This window comes from Bacteroidales bacterium, from assembly GCA_016709865.1.
Classification (GTDB): Bacteria; Bacteroidota; Bacteroidia; order Bacteroidales; family VadinHA17; genus LD21.
This window is the reverse complement of sequence record JADJLX010000001.1, coordinates 241,829-257,599: the sequence shown is the minus strand read 5'-3', so window position 1 is coordinate 257,599 and position 15,771 is coordinate 241,829. Positions and strand designations below refer to the sequence as shown.

16 protein-coding genes are annotated in these 15,771 nt (G+C 38.9%); 3 read left to right on the top strand and 13 right to left on the bottom strand.

What is annotated here, in order from left to right:
* Positions 1-84: 84 nt before the first annotated feature.
* Positions 85-966, bottom strand: a complete 882-nt coding sequence (locus tag IPJ16_01165; GenBank protein MBK7625809.1) for a glycoside hydrolase family 16 protein — start codon at positions 964-966, stop codon at positions 85-87.
* Positions 967-1,092: 126 nt separating this feature from the next.
* Positions 1,093-2,379 carry a deoxyribodipyrimidine photo-lyase gene (locus IPJ16_01160; protein MBK7625808.1) on the bottom strand — a complete coding sequence of 429 codons (1,287 nt, stop codon included), beginning with the start codon at positions 2,377-2,379 and terminating at the stop codon, positions 1,093-1,095.
* Positions 2,380-2,465: 86 nt separating this feature from the next.
* Here IPJ16_01160 and IPJ16_01155 point away from each other — a divergent pair, with 86 nt between their 5' ends.
* From IPJ16_01155 to IPJ16_01145, 3 genes are all read left to right on the top strand, one after another.
* Entirely contained in the window at positions 2,466-3,833 is a 1,368-nt protein-coding gene (locus IPJ16_01155; GenBank protein ID MBK7625807.1) for a hypothetical protein, read from the top strand.
* 87 nt (positions 3,834-3,920) lie between these two features.
* Complete coding sequence (locus tag IPJ16_01150; GenBank protein ID MBK7625806.1) at positions 3,921-5,075, top strand: hypothetical protein; 1,155 nt, start codon at positions 3,921-3,923, stop codon at positions 5,073-5,075.
* A 60-nt stretch (positions 5,076-5,135) separates the two neighbouring features.
* Positions 5,136-6,707, top strand: a complete 1,572-nt coding sequence (locus IPJ16_01145) for a hypothetical protein (protein ID MBK7625805.1) — start codon at positions 5,136-5,138, stop codon at positions 6,705-6,707.
* Between the two features lie 12 nt (positions 6,708-6,719).
* Here IPJ16_01145 and IPJ16_01140 read toward each other — a convergent pair whose 3' ends face one another.
* The 11 genes from IPJ16_01140 to IPJ16_01090 form a co-directional block, all read right to left on the bottom strand.
* Complete coding sequence (locus IPJ16_01140; protein ID MBK7625804.1) at positions 6,720-7,850, bottom strand: glycosyltransferase; 1,131 nt, start codon at positions 7,848-7,850, stop codon at positions 6,720-6,722.
* Positions 7,851-7,854: 4 nt separating this feature from the next.
* A complete protein-coding gene (locus tag IPJ16_01135; protein MBK7625803.1) occupies positions 7,855-8,784 on the bottom strand; it encodes a glycoside hydrolase family 43 protein in 930 nt (309 codons plus the stop codon).
* Between the two features lie 109 nt (positions 8,785-8,893).
* On the bottom strand, positions 8,894-9,754 hold the full coding sequence (locus IPJ16_01130; protein ID MBK7625802.1) for an FtsX-like permease family protein: 861 nt from the start codon (positions 9,752-9,754) through the stop codon (positions 8,894-8,896).
* Positions 9,703-10,035 (bottom strand): hypothetical protein, encoded by a 333-nt coding sequence (locus IPJ16_01125; GenBank protein MBK7625801.1) that lies wholly within the window; start codon positions 10,033-10,035, stop codon positions 9,703-9,705. Before IPJ16_01125 ends, IPJ16_01130 begins: the two co-directional genes overlap by 52 nt.
* Positions 10,001-11,197, bottom strand: coding sequence for an ABC transporter permease (locus IPJ16_01120; GenBank protein MBK7625800.1), 1,197 nt, complete (start codon positions 11,195-11,197; stop codon positions 10,001-10,003). Before IPJ16_01120 ends, IPJ16_01125 begins: the two co-directional genes overlap by 35 nt.
* A gap of 169 nt (positions 11,198-11,366) precedes the next feature.
* Entirely contained in the window at positions 11,367-12,302 is a 936-nt protein-coding gene (locus IPJ16_01115) for a squalene/phytoene synthase family protein (protein MBK7625799.1), read from the bottom strand.
* Positions 12,303-12,329: 27 nt separating this feature from the next.
* Positions 12,330-12,590, bottom strand: a complete 261-nt coding sequence (locus IPJ16_01110; protein MBK7625798.1) for a hypothetical protein — start codon at positions 12,588-12,590, stop codon at positions 12,330-12,332.
* A gap of 186 nt (positions 12,591-12,776) precedes the next feature.
* Positions 12,777-13,139: a hypothetical protein gene (locus IPJ16_01105; GenBank protein MBK7625797.1), complete on the bottom strand. Its 363-nt coding sequence runs from the start codon at positions 13,137-13,139 to the stop codon at positions 12,777-12,779.
* Positions 13,115-13,810, bottom strand: coding sequence for an oleate hydratase (locus tag IPJ16_01100; protein MBK7625796.1), 696 nt, complete (start codon positions 13,808-13,810; stop codon positions 13,115-13,117). Before IPJ16_01100 ends, IPJ16_01105 begins: the two co-directional genes overlap by 25 nt.
* A gap of 114 nt (positions 13,811-13,924) precedes the next feature.
* A complete protein-coding gene (locus IPJ16_01095) occupies positions 13,925-14,947 on the bottom strand; it encodes an IS110 family transposase (protein ID MBK7625795.1) in 1,023 nt (340 codons plus the stop codon).
* A 411-nt stretch (positions 14,948-15,358) separates the two neighbouring features.
* On the bottom strand, positions 15,359-15,763 hold the full coding sequence (locus IPJ16_01090; protein MBK7625794.1) for a DUF2141 domain-containing protein: 405 nt from the start codon (positions 15,761-15,763) through the stop codon (positions 15,359-15,361).
* Positions 15,764-15,771: the final 8 nt, after the last annotated feature.

Below are 15,771 nucleotides of genomic sequence, written 5' to 3'. Positions count from 1 at the left end.
TATCTTACAAATGTTTTGCAAAGGTAATCATTAACTTCATACCCAGCTGTTTTTATGATTTAAACAACGAATCTGAATAATTGTTTACTTCTCCTGATAAACCCTCACATAGTCAACTTCATATTTTATCGGGAACATCGACTTTGAAGGGTCACCGCCATTACCACCCAGAGCAAGATTCAGCAGTATGTAATGTGGCTGAAGGAACGGATTGAAACCATCAGGATTATAAGTTTCACCTAATAAGACAGAATTCAGTAGCTGGTCGTCAATAAACAGGCTTATTGAATCTTTAGTCCAGTCCATTCTCCAGACATGAAACTTCCTGGTCCAGTCCGGATCGTTTTTTATAAAATCAGACAAAGGCTTTTTCAGATCGTCCCACTTTCCGACATTTCGCTGATTTGTACCCCAGGCAAAATTGGCCAGGATTGTGGGAACACCTTTGATTCTGTAAAATTCCATAATATCTATTTCCCCGTTCGAAGGCCAGGTTTTCGTTATTCCGAGTGTCCATATAGCAGGCCATGAACCGCACGCTGTATCAATTCTTGCCCGTATCTCAAACCTCCCGAACTGAAATTGCTTCTTCCCTCTGGTCTGTATACTGGAGGAGCTGTATTCAGCATACTCCCTGTTAGTCTTCCAGTTAGTACTCCCGGGGACATAGCCCGGATTTTTAAAATTTTCTTTCCGTCCTTCAATAATCAGCAATCCGTTCTTACAGTTGGCGTTTTCGGACTGGTACCATTGAAGTTCCTGGTTTCTGACAAATCCCTTTTCATATCTCCAGACTGACGTATCCGGCTTTCCTGAAATGTTGAATTCATCATTCCACACAAGCGACATTCCTTTAACAACCGCTGGGTTGGAGAAGTCAGGTTTGTAGGAATCCGCTTTTTGAGCAGGAAGAGTGGATGCAAAGTTAAAAACCAGTAGCGATACAGAAATCAATAGATGCTTCATGATAAATCCTTTGTGTACTTAGTGATAGCCTTTGAGTCCTTTGGTGGTAAAAAAGTAACCAAGAAGGAACGCAAAGGTAAACACAAAGGAACACAAAGGGACAAATGGATTTTTAATTAATCAGGATTATTTTATTCCGGATTTATATATTTCGATTGCCCTTTTTCTGGCAAAGTCGTGTTCTATCATAGGTTTTGGGTATGAGGATTTTTCAAAATCCGGTACCCATTTTCGGATATATTCCATTTTCGGATCGAACCGTTTTTGCTGGGAATCAGGACTAAAAATCCGGAAGTATGGTGCGGCATCGCAACCTGTACCTGCAGCCCATTGCCAGTTTCCGTTGTTTGAAGAGAGTTCATAGTCGAGTAATTTTCCGGCAAAGTATGCCTCGCCCCACCGCCAGTCGATCAGCAGATGTTTACAGAGGAAGCCCGCTGTTACCATTCTTACCCTGTTATGCATATATCCGGTAGTATTAAGCTGCCTCATCCCGGCGTCAACCAAAGGATAGCCTGTTTCTCCGTTGCACCATTTTTCAAATTCATCTTCCCTGTTTATCCAGTTGATTCCATCATACTTCGATCTGAAATTTTCTGTGACAACCTTTGGGAAATTGAAAAGGATCTGCATGAAGAATTCCCTCCAGATAAGTTCATTAAGAAATGTCTGATTTGATTTTAAGGCCAGTGTAACCAAGTTCCGGATACTTACCGTGCCGAAACGAAGGTGTGGTGACAAATAACTGGTCCTGTCAGCAAATGGAAGATCACGATATTTTTCATATTCGTTTAATGCAGTGAGATCATATGGCCTGACTTTTAAGGAGCTATGATAAAAACCGATCTTTTCAATTGCCGGGAATTCAAAATTGCATTTATGGAAATTCTTAAAAAAGTCTGAACCTATACTGTTTTTAAAGGGTAATATTTCATTAAATTTCTGAAGCCATCGCGCTTTATATGGAGTAAATACGGTATACGGAGTATTGTCTGCTTTAAGAATATCTCTTTCACCGAAGATTACTTGGTCTTTATACCTTTTTAGAGCTATGTTATGCTTTCGCAACAAGACCTCAATTGCAATATCCCTTTGAAGAGCATATGGCTCGTAATCTTTGTTAATCAGGACGGAATTAATATCATACGATGATATGAGTTCTTGCCAGACTGTATGAGGGTCACCTTTAATAACTTTTAGTGAGCTTCCCCATTTTTTGAGACCGTGGTTTATTGAAGCCAGGGTATCATATATGAAACTTATTCTCGCATCATCAGATGCCAGTTCTTCTGTGATATTAGTATCAAATATAAATACCGGAAGGACAGGTAATCCACTGCCTAAAGCTTCTTCAAGAGCGGTGTTGTCTTCAAGACGCAGATCTCTTCGAAACCAGAATATGTTAACCTTCATATTTTTGCTGTTAATTTAATAACAGTCTAAACAAAAAAATGACTATCTTTTCAAGTCTAAAAATACTAATCTTTATGAGCAGCAGAATGAAAACTCCGGTAATAATCTTTCTTCTTCCCGTCGCTTCACTTTTACTGGTTCTTACTGCATTCACAATCAGTAGAATGGCCCCACAGGAAGATTTAAAGGCAAAGTATTCATACAAAGATTTTGAATCTGCTAAAAAATGCCGGACATGTCACCCCGGTATTTATGAACAATGGTCGCAGGCAATGATGTCGCAGGCCTACACACATCATTGGGATGAGATTGAATATTTTGAGCTGGCCGTCAGGCATGCAGCAGCCAAACCTGAATTGCAGGGTCCGGTTGACGGATGTAATGGCTGCCATTCACCAATGGCATTTATGACCGGACCATTTCCACCTCCACGACCTTCGGAGAACAGCATGGCAAATGAGTCAGTATCATGTGAGGTTTGCCATCTTACTCAGGGCACTCAGACTGAGCCGCCATTTAATTTCAGTTATGTTTTAAAGCCGGGAACAACAAAGTATGCTGGACGCACTCCAACGGTAGAATCACCGGCGCATAAAATTGTGACCAGCGATTTTCACCGTACAACAGAGTTTTGCGGCAATTGCCATAATGAAAAGAATCCGTTTGGGATCTGGGTCAAGAGTACCCAGCTTGAATGGAAGGAGGGTCCTTATGCCAAAGAGGGAGTGAGATGCCAGGATTGCCATATGCCAAAAGGAGGGCCCTTTCTTAATGCTCTTATGACGAAGCCATACGATGATTCACGACTTCACCTTTTTCACGGGGCGCACGATCCGGGAAAAGTGAGAGGAACGATAGAATTAAGAATTCAGCCCGATATGAGAGAGGCTGAACCGGGTGAATCTCTGATATTTACAGTTGCATTGTTTAACCAGAAGACCGGGCACAAATTTCCGACAGGGTCAGTTGAGGACAGGATTGCATGGCTTCAGGTTGAGGCAACCGATGCCAAAGGGAAAGTGTACCATTTGAACGTTGACAAGAAAGGATTCGAAGGAGAGGAATATACTATTTCAGGTGATTACCTGGCATACCAGGATATGAATGTTCCTCTTGGTATTCCTGATTTTAAAGGAGTACAGCGCGATGGGATACCTTACGGGAACAGAATTTTCAGGATGCCTTATTTTGATCCTGAAGGAAGAATGACAATAATGCAGTGGAACACCGCTAAGCAGGGGGTTGATTATCGAATCGGCCCGCGTGAGACCAAAGTTGAAAAGTTTACATTCAAACTGCCATTTGATGTAGCTCCCGGTGAGATGAAAGTAACAGCAGTTCTGAATTATCAGTTACTTGTAAAGCCAGTAGCAGATTATCTAAAGGTTCCTTCGGATGAATCTGAAATAAAGGTGGTTAACGAGCATTTCACAACTGTGAAAATATTACCCTGATAAAACTTTTTCTGAAACCTAAAACCCTTCAATATGAAAAGATCTTCAATATACTGTTTTACAATAATAGCAGTTGTTTTGCTCGGAATGCTTCCGGCAAGGAAATGTGACGCAATTCCGGCTTTTGCAAGAAAGTACCAGCTTAGTTGTCAGGTATGTCATTCTCCTGTAATGCCAAGGCTGAAAGGATTTGGTGATGAGTTTGCCGGAAATGGTTTCAGGATGACTGAATATGAAGCTCCAAGATACTTTATTCCTATCGGAGATGACAAGCTCTCATTATTAAGAGAATTACCGCTGGCAATCAGGATGGATGGTTTTGCCTCTTATAATTTTAATGACGCCGGAACAGCCGATTTCAGTGGCCCTTTTGTTCTGAAGATTTTATCAGGAGGCGAGCTTTCTGATAAACTTTCATATTATTTCTACTTTCTTTTCAATGAAAGAGGTGCCATTGCCGGAGTTGAAGATGCCTTTCTTATGTATCACGATCTGATGAATACCGGTGTCAATTTGTATTTAGGACAGTTCCAGGCTTCTGATCCTCTGTTTAAAGGAGAACTGCGCCTGACGCTTGAACCGTATAAAATCTACGGTACCAAACCCGGAAATTCAATGGCTGATCTTAAGTACGACAGGGGAACAATTATTGAAAAGGATTTCAAGACAGGCACAACAGTTATTGGCGAGATCCTGAACGGGAACGGGATTGGTGAAGCAGGAGAAGGATATCTCTTTGATCACGACAAGTATAAAAACTATATGCTTAGGATAAACCAATCAATCGGAAAAAGTATAAGCGTAGGAGTATTCGGATATACCGGTAAGGAAATTCTATCTGATCCGGGATTGTTTTTTGGCGGGATTACCAACAAGATTCAGATGTTTGGTCCGGATATCGCTCTTGACTTCGGGGATAAGTTAATTGTAAATATGCAGTATCTGAGGAGAACAGATTCTCATGTATATGCACCCGGAGGAGGTGTCACATATGATGATGTGATTACACAGGGGGGATTTGCTGAAATCATTTATTCCCCGAAAGGAGATAACAGTAAATTTTACTTTACCGGACTTATGAACTGGGTGGATTCTAACCTTGGTGCTCTTGATTATACATCGGCCACACTTCATGCAGGATATCTTCTGAGAAGAAATGTGAGACTGGTAACGGAATACACTCAGGTTGTTGTGCCGGATTCTTATGGTAAGGTTAATGTGGGATTTGTTTCGGCGTTTTAGACTATTCTTTAACCGCAGAGGTACGCAGAGTTTAGGAGGAGAACCGCAGAGTTGATTTGTATGAATATTCTGCTTGCGAAATTTCAATGGCATACCAGAAATGATATCCATATCACCGGATTCATAAAAGAAGGAGACCGGTATTTGAGGAATCAGGAACTTGTTGATTATTTTTCCGGAACAGATTCACTTGATCTATTTGAGACAAAACTCAGGAGCGCAAATGGGCATTTCTCAGTAGTAATTAAATCTGAAGATTACATTTGGGCAGCCACTGACAGGTTCAGAAATTTCCCCCTTTTTTATACACGGATAAACGGAGAGTTTTTAATCAGTGATGATTGTTATGTCCTTACAGATAAACAACCTGACAGGAGACTAAATGAAGTTGCTGTTGATAGCTTTCTGGCTGCCGGTTATTCTGTTAATGATTTGACACTTATCAGTAATGTCTATCAGGTTGAGGCAGGGGAATTAATAAATGAAGGAAGAACATTTTCCAGAAAGTTCTATTATGATTCAGCTTCTATTCCTTTGATAGATAAAGACTTTAATGTTTTATCTCAAGAATTGAATTTACTATTTCTGAAAGTTTTTGAGAATCACTTTAAGGCTTTAAGCGACAAATTTATTGTCATCCCATTATCTGGTGGATTTGATTCAAGACTTATAGCCTCAATGTGTTCAGAGTTTCACCCTGAGAACGTTTTATGTTACACTTATGGTATTGAAAACAACTGTGAAGTAGCAAATGCAAAGGAGGTTGCCGGCAGACTGGGATTTAAATGGATTAATATTGTATATGATTCACAGCTGATTGCCGGATACCTGGAAGATGAGGTTTTCAAAAAGTATTATCCGTATGTATCTGAACTCTCAAGTATGTTTTTCATGCAGGAATATTTTGCAGTGAAGTACTTGAAAGATAATAAACTGATACCTGAGAATAGTGTTTTCATGCCAGGTTTTTGCGGCGATGTCCTGGCGGGATGCAACCTGACACCCTCAATGAACAAATTAGCTTCCAGGGATCAGATTGCAAGAGTTATCTATAAAGAGTTTTTCAGATTAACAAAGCCTGATTACTTTACAGCTGTTGAAATCATGAATCAAATTAGCTTTAAAATACCATTTGACAAGAGGTTGATTTGGAAGGTTTTTGAAAGCTGGGATCATAAGGAGCCGAAAGCAAAATTTAATGTTAATTCATCAAAAGTGTATCTTTTCTTTGGTTATGACTTTGTCCTTCCTTTATGGGACAGTGAGCTTGAAGATTTTTTTGCAGCAATACCATTTCAACCTAAGCTTAATAAAAGGTTATATGATCATGTTTTAAGGGAGTTTGTTTTTAAAAAGCATAATCTGAACTTTCCTAATGAATTGAATACTTTACCAATACAGAAATCTGTTCAACGGGTTAAAGAAAAAATAAAAGACTTTGTGCCTGATAAAATTAAGGATCTGTTTATAGAGCACAAGAGTCAGATTTATTATGATGAGATCACTAAAATCATGATCGACGATATAGGTTCAGAAAATATTATTCCTCCCAGGCAATCAAGTTATTATAATTCATTTATAACTCAGTGGTACCTGGCTAAAACAAAGGCTTATTTGTATAAAATGAAATGAGTCAATTGCTATTCAACCCTGGTAAATAAAATCTATAAAGTCCGTTTCAATTTTACCCCAGCTATATTTATTATTTGCAGCTTCCCTGGCATTTTTGCAGTGTAAGTAATATAAATCTTTATTATCCAGATAATTTTTAATCAATCCAGATATGCTCTCCGCATCATTTGGCTTAACCAGGAAACCAAAATTATCAAAATCCACCTCTTTTCGTATAGCCTTAAGATCAGAAAAGATAACTGGTCTTCCAAGGGCCAGGTAAGTGAAAAGTTTAATGGGAAGGTTAAAATTATTTGCAATATTATCGGCTCTCAGATCAATAAAAATATCTGTGTTCTTAATTAAGCTAAGATATTCTTGGTAACTCTGTTTTTCAATAATTCTGAAAGCAATATTATTAGAGGCAGTTTTCATAAATGACTCACAATCTGCCATATCCTCTTTTGTTTGATACCAACCAATTATTGTAGCTTCTATTTTAAGGTCTTTCCTTTTCAGGCAGATCCTGTTAAGAACATTAATAAAATTTCTATAACCTCTGTTGATGCTTATCTCTCCTGAATAAAGGAGCCTTAACTTCCCTTCTGATAACTCCGGACTCGCATAAGGTATGATCTCTATATCAGGATAGTACGGCAACCATATATATGACTCCCGCGGGTATAAAAACCGATATGGCTTACTCTTATAAAATTCTCCAAAGAGAAATGAATCTGCAAATCTCGAAACCCAGTAATTAAATATTAGAAGTATGAAAAAGTGCAGAATTCTTAAGCCTGGGGGATGTCTTTGCACGTGACCTTTCAAGGGATACCATTCGGTAATATCATATAATATCCTGATTTTTTTATCAGACTGAGATCTGTATTTATTTGCAGCCAGAACAGGAAGTGGTTCAGAGCAGATTATAATATCCGGATCATTTGCAGATAGTATCCCAACGAATTTGTCGATTTTATTTCTTTTTGACAGATCATTACCGTCAAAACAATACATATTGATAACATCCTCAACCTTTACCAGATCGGATCTGCTGCTGATTATTGTGACATTGTGGTTATGATCTGCCAGAGATCTGGCCATATGATAGAATATCCTGTCATCAAAAGGATCATGTCCCGATGTAAGAAAGGAGATATTCATCTTTTTATTTTTTCAAAAGCATCTCAATTATCTTCCTATCTACCTCAATTACCGTCCCATGCCTCATGCCATCTGGGAAGGAGACCTTATCTGATATATCTTCCCAATTGATCAGATCTTTTGAGCAAACAGCCCCAATTTTCTTTTCGGTGTATTTATCAAAATACACGTACCAGCTATCTTTTATCTTTATTGATGTCGGGCCTTCTGCCCAGTATTTTCCTGTAATTGGTTCGGAGGGAGCAGAATACGGGCCAAAGAGGGAGGCGGATGTTGTAACTCTGATGTTTTTTTGCGGAGGATTTCGTGTTTCATCCTTAACAAACATCACATAGTTCTTTCCGGTGTTGATAATTGTAGCGTCAATAACATTAAATCCTTTATCGTAGAATAGTCTTGTATCGGAAAAGGTCTCAAAATCTTTCGTTGTTACACAATAGATCCTGTGATTATAATTTGAATCACCGCCCTTTTCAGTATCAGGGAACCGGCCGGGAATTGTTGTAGCCCAGAAGATCAGGAACTGTTTCGTTTTTTTGTCGAAAATGATTTCTGGTGCCCAGCAGTTTCTGGCTGTTGGTTCCTTCTCCATTACCATTATGTACATTTGTTCCGACCAGTTAACCAGGTCTTTTGATGATGCATAGCCTATCCCGCGCTCTGTCCAGCCTGCTGTCCAGACCATATGAAACGTACCATCATTTGTCTGTATCAGGCAGGGGTCCCGCATTAATTTGGAAACTCCCACGAGCGGGGTAAGAAATGATTTGTCCTTATTCAGAGCAGCGAAATTTAGTCCGTCCAGACTGTATGCAAGGTGAAGGCCGTCTTCTCCGTTTCCTTTAAAATATGTGAACAGATAAGCTTTTTGTTTTGGGGCGCCAAGACTGATCATAGAAATGAGCATCAGGCAAAATGAGAAAATATTTTTCATCGCTTGTCTTAATTTCGGATGAAGATAAAACTAATTCATGAAACAGAAAGACCGGAGACCGGAGACCGGAGTTAAGAGGTTAAATACCACTTATTTCGGGAACGATTTTTTACTCATATCTTAATGCTTTTACCGGATTAATCCTTGATGCTTTGTAGGAATGAAAGTATACTGTGAAAAGAACAACTGTTGCCGCCACTGCAAATGAGACTGCAAAAAACCACCAGCTTATTGGAGTCTTGTATGCAAAATTGCTAAGCCATCCCGACATAAAATAGATCGTCACAGGGATAGAAATAAAGGAAGCAATGACTACAAGGACGAGGTTATTTTTAAGAAATGACATAATAATAGCCTGTCCTGAACTCCCGAATGCTTTTTTTATTCCTATTTCCTTTGTTCTTGACCGGGACACAAACAGAGTGAGTCCAAATAATCCGAATGCAGCAATAAGCAGGGTAAAAAGTGCAAAAATTGACACAATTGTACTTAAGTTCCTTTCCGAGGAGTAAATGTTTTTAATGAGGTCTTCAATAGCAGTATATCTGAAAGGTCTGTCGGGTGCCGCTTTCTTCCATTCAGCTTCAAGCATTGGAAGAATGGCATTAAGTGTTCCGGGCTTGTAATGCACTGCGACCTGTTGTATATATTTGTCAGTCATGTGAATCGAAATTGGAGGAATGTCGGAATGAATAGAGTGCAGGTTGAAATCATTTACTATTCCGATTATTGTTGCACCGCCTATCTGTTTACCAAGCGGATCTGTAATTCCAAGCTGTTTTACCGCTGCTTCATTTAGCATCACTCCTTGTTTTAAATCGCTACCAAACTCTTGTGAGAACTCCCGGCCTTCAAGTACTTTTATTCCCATGGTACTAATAAAGTTATAGTCTACCGCCATACCTTCAACCTTTACCTTTAGTGTTTTATCCTGAAAATGAGGATACATTGATGACATTGATCCCTGCATCGGAAGTTTTCCATAACACCTCCGGCCATTATTACGTTAGGATTTGTTTTTATACTGTTGATATATGCTGAATATCCATTGAAATTGCGTCCCAGCTCAATTATCAGTATATCCTTGTTATAATAACCAGGGTCTTTACCAAGGGCATATTTATACTGCGAACGAATAATAAGGGTTCCGGAAACAAAAGAACAGAAAATGACAAGCTGAAGAACAATGAGAGCTGAACGGAAATACTGTTTTGCCTTACTGGTATGAACAGAACTTTTGAGAATATCCATAACCTTTAAACCTGAAAGATAGGATGAGGTATACAGACCAGAGACAATACCAATAATAATTGTCAGTGACAAATAAACTGTAACATAAACAATAATATTCGAGCTGATAATATTCAATCTGGTCTGAAAGAGTTTCCCTGCATAAGGAAGTGCAAGCTTCATTAGTATCAAAGCGATTGGCAGCACCATAAGTGCAAGCAATACCGATTCGATAAGCAGTTGATTTTTTTATGCTCCGGTTTATTGCGCCGAATGTTTTTCTTATACCAATCTCCAGGCGCCTGCCGGTTGAGACCGCAGTTGAGAGTATTATATAATTGATTGCTGCCACCAGTACTATCAGAAATGCAATTGCGGTAAAGAGTTTCACATTTTTTTTGTTTCCTGTAATTCCCGGATTCATAACATTGGCAGAACCGAGGTAGATGTCGCCCAGATTCTGAAGTGAGTACTGGTATTGAGGCTTTTCACTTATATTCTTTGCTTCAAATTCCCTGAATTGATTTTCAAGAGATTTAGTATCGGCATCTTTTGAAAGAAGTACCCATGTAATCCAGAAATTCATTGTATAGTTTACATCAGCATTTGTTATCCCGAAAGATTTGTTGATAGGATCCAGAGTCCATTTCCTGTTTACCAGGCACTGTGTTCTGAATGTTGAATTTTCGGGAAGATCTTCAAATACACCCTTTACAATAAATACCTGATCAGTATTGTTCACTACTCCGATAATCTCCTTACCAACAGGATCCTGTCCGGGGAAAATCTTTTCGGCCATACTTTTTGAAAGGACTATCGAATTATCATCGTCCAGAAGATTATTCCCTGACAGACCGCCAATTAGGGGAATGGTAAAAATATCGAATATGTCGGAATTTGTTGCAATAGCATCATTTATGGTAAATACTGTTGCATCTTTAAGTTTAAGACTTAATCCACGCAAATACCTTGTTGTGGCGGATTTCTCCACCTGTGGAAATTCATTCTTCAGGGCACTTGCCAGGACATATGGAGTGCCCGACTGTGTGTTTTTGAAATCGACATAGTAGTTGAGGACACGGAAAACTCTTTTACTGTTTTTGTGCGACCTGTCGTAGCTTAGTTCATTAATAACATAAAGCAGCATTATAAAAGAAGCTGCAAGAGCAATCGATAGGCCCATTAAATTAATTCCGGCGAATACCTTATTGTGTCTAATAAATCTAAGAGCTGATCTGAGATAGTTTTTAAGCATAATCAGTTTGTTGAGTTATCGGAGTGAAAAATTAAAACACACCGAATTTACAACGAAACATTTAGTTCTGCAAGGAATGGATTGAAATAATGATGTCTCAGGATAATTCAAATTTAAGAATAGTCTTACGAACATGTTCCCTGGTTTCTTCCGGTGTCGGATTAAGTTCTTCTGTTGTGAACTTTCCTTTCTCAATGTCGATTCTCTCAAACACCATAAGGTAAAGGTCAAAAATAATCTCGAGACTTAACTGATACCGTGGTTCAAGGAGAGGCCTTATTTCTTTTATTATATCATAGGTTTTGATTCTGTATTCATCTGCCAGCTTATAGTATTGCCTCATAAGATTCCGGAAGTTACTGTCAACCGGCTTGCCATGTGCAAATTCCTGCATTTTGCTCCTTGACAATTTGTTTTTAATTATCAGATCATCCGCAAAATAGCTCAGGTTGTTTAACTGATCTTTCTGAAAATCACGCATTATATGAACCAGGTAGCTGAACACTGCACAAGGAGTTGCTGCCCACTTAACATCGAAAGGAGGATTTTGATATGTGCCATTAACCTTTTGTAATCCGTTAAGATGGACAAATATTGAAGCTGGCGCCACTGATGCACCGTTAGAATATTCAAGGAATGATTCGAGTGTAGGGAATCCGTCATTATTAATATCGTAAATCATCGATTTGGCAAAAGCCTCCATAGGCCATAGCGGGATCCTGAACTTCTCCACTGTTTCGATCAATTCAGCCTGCATCGGGTTGCATTCCTGAGAAACAATAATCATCCTGAGCCAATCCTGAACATTTGCAACAAATTCTTTCCTTTCTCCCGGCTCAATAAGTTTGTTTTTAGCTTTATGGTTATCGATCATGTCGTCGATTGCCCGCATAAACTTGTAACATGTCTTGGCAGCACAATATCTGTCGGCTTCCCAGAAATTAGCTGCAATTAGAATGTTGGGATGGTCCTTTATTTTATGAAAATCAATTGAGTCGAATATGTCAAGAAATTTATCTGTCTGTGAGTTCATTTATTATTTTCTGATATATCAAAGATATTAATTGTTCAGGATTCTTTCAGATGTCAGTTTTGCAGAAAGCAGAATATTCGGGATCCCGTTTCCCGGATGTGTACTTCCCCCGACAAAATAGAGATTTTTATATTTTGAGTGCTGATTATGTGGACGGAAATATCCCATCTGCATTATGTTATGTCCCACACTCCCAAAGACTGAGCCTCTTGTTATATTACAAGCATTTTCCCAGCTCTCAGGAGTATAACATATTTCAAATTTTATATGTTCCTCAATATCATTCATTCCAAGTTGCTTAAGTCTTTTAATCAGAGCCTTGCGTGTGTTGACTTCTTCAGTTCATCCCAGTCCTGTTTTTCATTTTATCGACATGACCGGCTCCAACTATAAATGAAAGTGTATCCTGGTTTGCCGGTGCTGCAGACGGATCACTCCTTGTGGGAGCATGAATATAAAAGCTCGGTGAATCACTTATTGATTTGTCGATGAAAATCTTATCCAGACCTTCCCGGAATCCGTCCGACAGGAAAACACTGTGATGTCCCAGCTGGGGATAAACTTTGTCAAGGCCCCAGTGATAACAGATGGCTGAGCAGGAGTATTTAAGATTGTCAAGCTTTTGGACTTTCTTCGATCGGGCAAAAGCTTGCGGTATACATAGGGCAGATCAGCATTGGCAACAATAATGTCAGCTTTAACTTCAGAATCATCTTCAAGGATGATGCTCTCAGCTTTTTTCCCATTAGTCACAATCTTCTTTACAGGTTTATTATAATGGAATATGACACCCTGAGAATCAGCCGCCGAAATTAATTTCTGTACGATACTGAACATGCCACCTTTTGGAAAAACGAGCCTTCAGTAAGTTCCGCGGCAGGTACCATAGAGAAGAGGGCAGGAGAATTAAACGGACTCTGGCCAACGTATATATTCTGGAATGTATAAGCCATCAGAAGATGCTGATTTTTAAAAACCTTTTTTGCATAAGCCCAGTTCGAGATATACGTTTTCAGTTTAATAAGCATTCCAACATTCCTTAGATTGGCAAACTGGAAAATATTGTCAAAATTACGGCCAATAAGCTTATTCATTCCAATCTGAAAAATCTCATAACCGGCGGTAACATATTTCCGGGATTTACTAAAACTGCCCGGTTCAATCTTTTCATGTTGTTCCTTCATTTTCTCCTGATCGGGAGAGAATGTAATAACTTCATTATTATCGAAATAGATTTTGTATAAATCCTCCAGAGGGGTAATGTCGCTGTTTTCAAACAGGGGGATATCAAGCGATTTAAATACCTCACGATAGATGTCCGGCATCATGAGCATAGTTGCCCCAAGGTCGAACCTGTGACCATCGCGTATCAGCTGGCCGCAGCGGCCTCCGGGAGAGGAGTTCTTTTCATATACTTCAACATTGTATCCATTTTTTGCCAGGTAAACAGCAGTTGTAATTCCTCCGATCCCTGCTCCTATAATAACAACGGATTTCTTTCCGATCATATAACCTCAGACTAAATATTCTTAAAAAACTGAACTAAAGACTTGCAAAAAAAGGATTTGTCCCATTTTTGGAGACGCAAATTAATATTTTCCTAAAAATTACCACGGAGATTTCTATGATAACACCAAACGTTCTTTGAAAATAATTTCTGACTGGTATGCATATCCTCGTTTGATGACTGCACATAACCTGTGAATGATCTTATTACGCACAGCGTTTATCACGAGCATTTTGTTTTTACCCTGAGCTACTTTTCGTTGATAATAATTGCGTAATTCAGGATCTCTTGAGATTACCGACATTGCCCCCATATGGAGCATTCGTTTAAGTACTTTATTCGCCATATGGCTAACTCTGGTTCTTCCTCTTACACTTGACCCGGAGCTGTGTTCGAACGGGGCCACGCCGCAATAGCATGCGAGCTGCTTAGGGTTAGTGTACATTGAGAACTCATTGGTAAAACAGATCATAAATAAAGCTGTCAGTTTTCCCACTCCAGGAACAGATGTTGCAAGTTGGAAGAGCTCTTTAAGTTGAGTATCATCTTTAATGATATCGTCCAAATTCTTTTCGATTTGTGCGATCTCATTTTCGATAGCTGATAAAGTTTTCTGACAGTTTTTGCGGACACTTGTGGCTGCACTTTTAGCCCCCATAGCTAATAGTTCTTCAATAGGGTTTGTCAATGCCTTTTGAGAGGTGATTAATCTTTCCCGAAGAGCTAAAAGATCCCGAAGTTGTAAGATAACGTCACGCTGAGGTTTCCATAGCTTTATATCATCTCTATTCTTGTACGCATATAGAGCTATCCTGTGTGCATCAACTCTATCGTTCTTGCCTCGCTGAAGGCCTAGGGATCGTATTATATTTACAGGCATCTCAATCCAAACATGACAGTCTTGTTCAACAAAAAAACTGGTTAATGGACGACAATAAACGCCTGTGAACTCCATACAAAAAATGGTCTCAGGTAATTGAACGTGGTGTTCTTTCTCTAGGAACTTACTCATGGTTTTAATTCCCTTTTGAGTGTTGTCAAAGACTCCCTGGATAACATGATCCTTGTCTTGACCCTTGATAAGAGCCAGATCAAACTTGGACTTAGACACATCGATACCAACAAAGTTTGTAAACATGATTTCCATTTTTTAATTAACTTTATATGTTTAAAACCATGTTCTGAACACACTCAAGCCCCTGATAATAGGCCTAAAGCCTTAATTTCTATTTGAAGCTTGTTCAAAACACCGGTATGGGATTTAATCTCCGTATAAGTCTTCAAACTTTGTGCACGGACTAATTCTACCATACCGGTTGGTTTTTATACAAAATTCGTCAATTAAATAAAAGAACTTAAATCAATGTAAATCAATTATATAAATAAAAATAATTTAAAACTCAATAATCCCTGCTAATCTAAGGGTTTCACGGAGTTTTCGCTGAGGGACACTGTTTTTACCAGCTATATTTGGTGTTCTCCATGTTTCTCCGTGATCCCGATTTCTATCGGGACTCCGTGTTCCTCCGTGGTTAAAATCTATTCGGGATCAATAAGTAATTTTGAGTTGTAGTTTTTTATCTTCCTTCAACTCAAATATCCATTTTTCAAAAGGAGGCGGACCGAATTTCCCGATCACATTGTTTGAAAATCCATAACCTTCAGTAGGTTTCCCTAATTTGTTTGTCTCCATCGTACCGTTCAGATTTTCATCCTGGTAATACCTTACTGCATACTTCCCTGGTTTAAGATTTTGTATAGAAAATATTGAAACGCTATCCCTGATCTGACCCATTTCCTGAGTAATTATTTTTTCATTTTCATCAAATAGCTGAAGCATCAGGCTGCCGGTGTTATTATGCAATCCGGTCACTTCAATTTCAAGAGTTAGCTGTGCCGATATCAGGTTTGAAAACAACAACAGACATGTTATCAGGATGAATAATCTTTTCATAGTTTGAA

Bases quoted from the DNA above. Each gene is read 5' to 3' on its own strand.
- IPJ16_01165 (MBK7625809.1), bottom strand. From the start codon at position 966: ATGAAGCATCTATTGATTTCTGTATCGCTACTGGTTTTTAACTTTGCA.
- IPJ16_01160 (MBK7625808.1), bottom strand. From the start codon at position 2,379: ATGAAGGTTAACATATTCTGGTTTCGAAGAGATCTGCGTCTTGAAGAC.
- IPJ16_01155 (MBK7625807.1), top strand. From the start codon at position 2,466: ATGAAAACTCCGGTAATAATCTTTCTTCTTCCCGTCGCTTCACTTTTA.
- IPJ16_01150 (MBK7625806.1), top strand. From the start codon at position 3,921: ATGCTTCCGGCAAGGAAATGTGACGCAATTCCGGCTTTTGCAAGAAAG.
- IPJ16_01145 (MBK7625805.1), top strand. From the start codon at position 5,136: ATGAATATTCTGCTTGCGAAATTTCAATGGCATACCAGAAATGATATC.
- IPJ16_01140 (MBK7625804.1), bottom strand. From the start codon at position 7,850: ATGAATATCTCCTTTCTTACATCGGGACATGATCCTTTTGATGACAGG.
- IPJ16_01135 (MBK7625803.1), bottom strand. From the start codon at position 8,784: ATGAAAAATATTTTCTCATTTTGCCTGATGCTCATTTCTATGATCAGT.
- IPJ16_01130 (MBK7625802.1), bottom strand. From the start codon at position 9,754: ATGCAGGGATCAATGTCATCAATGTATCCTCATTTTCAGGATAAAACA.
- IPJ16_01125 (MBK7625801.1), bottom strand. From the start codon at position 10,035: ATGGATATTCTCAAAAGTTCTGTTCATACCAGTAAGGCAAAACAGTAT.
- IPJ16_01120 (MBK7625800.1), bottom strand. From the start codon at position 11,197: ATGGGCCTATCGATTGCTCTTGCAGCTTCTTTTATAATGCTGCTTTAT.
- IPJ16_01115 (MBK7625799.1), bottom strand. From the start codon at position 12,302: ATGAACTCACAGACAGATAAATTTCTTGACATATTCGACTCAATTGAT.
- IPJ16_01110 (MBK7625798.1), bottom strand. From the start codon at position 12,590: ATGAATGATATTGAGGAACATATAAAATTTGAAATATGTTATACTCCT.
- IPJ16_01105 (MBK7625797.1), bottom strand. From the start codon at position 13,139: ATGTTCAGTATCGTACAGAAATTAATTTCGGCGGCTGATTCTCAGGGT.
- IPJ16_01100 (MBK7625796.1), bottom strand. From the start codon at position 13,810: ATGATCGGAAAGAAATCCGTTGTTATTATAGGAGCAGGGATCGGAGGA.
- IPJ16_01095 (MBK7625795.1), bottom strand. From the start codon at position 14,947: ATGTTTACAAACTTTGTTGGTATCGATGTGTCTAAGTCCAAGTTTGAT.
- IPJ16_01090 (MBK7625794.1), bottom strand. From the start codon at position 15,763: ATGAAAAGATTATTCATCCTGATAACATGTCTGTTGTTGTTTTCAAAC.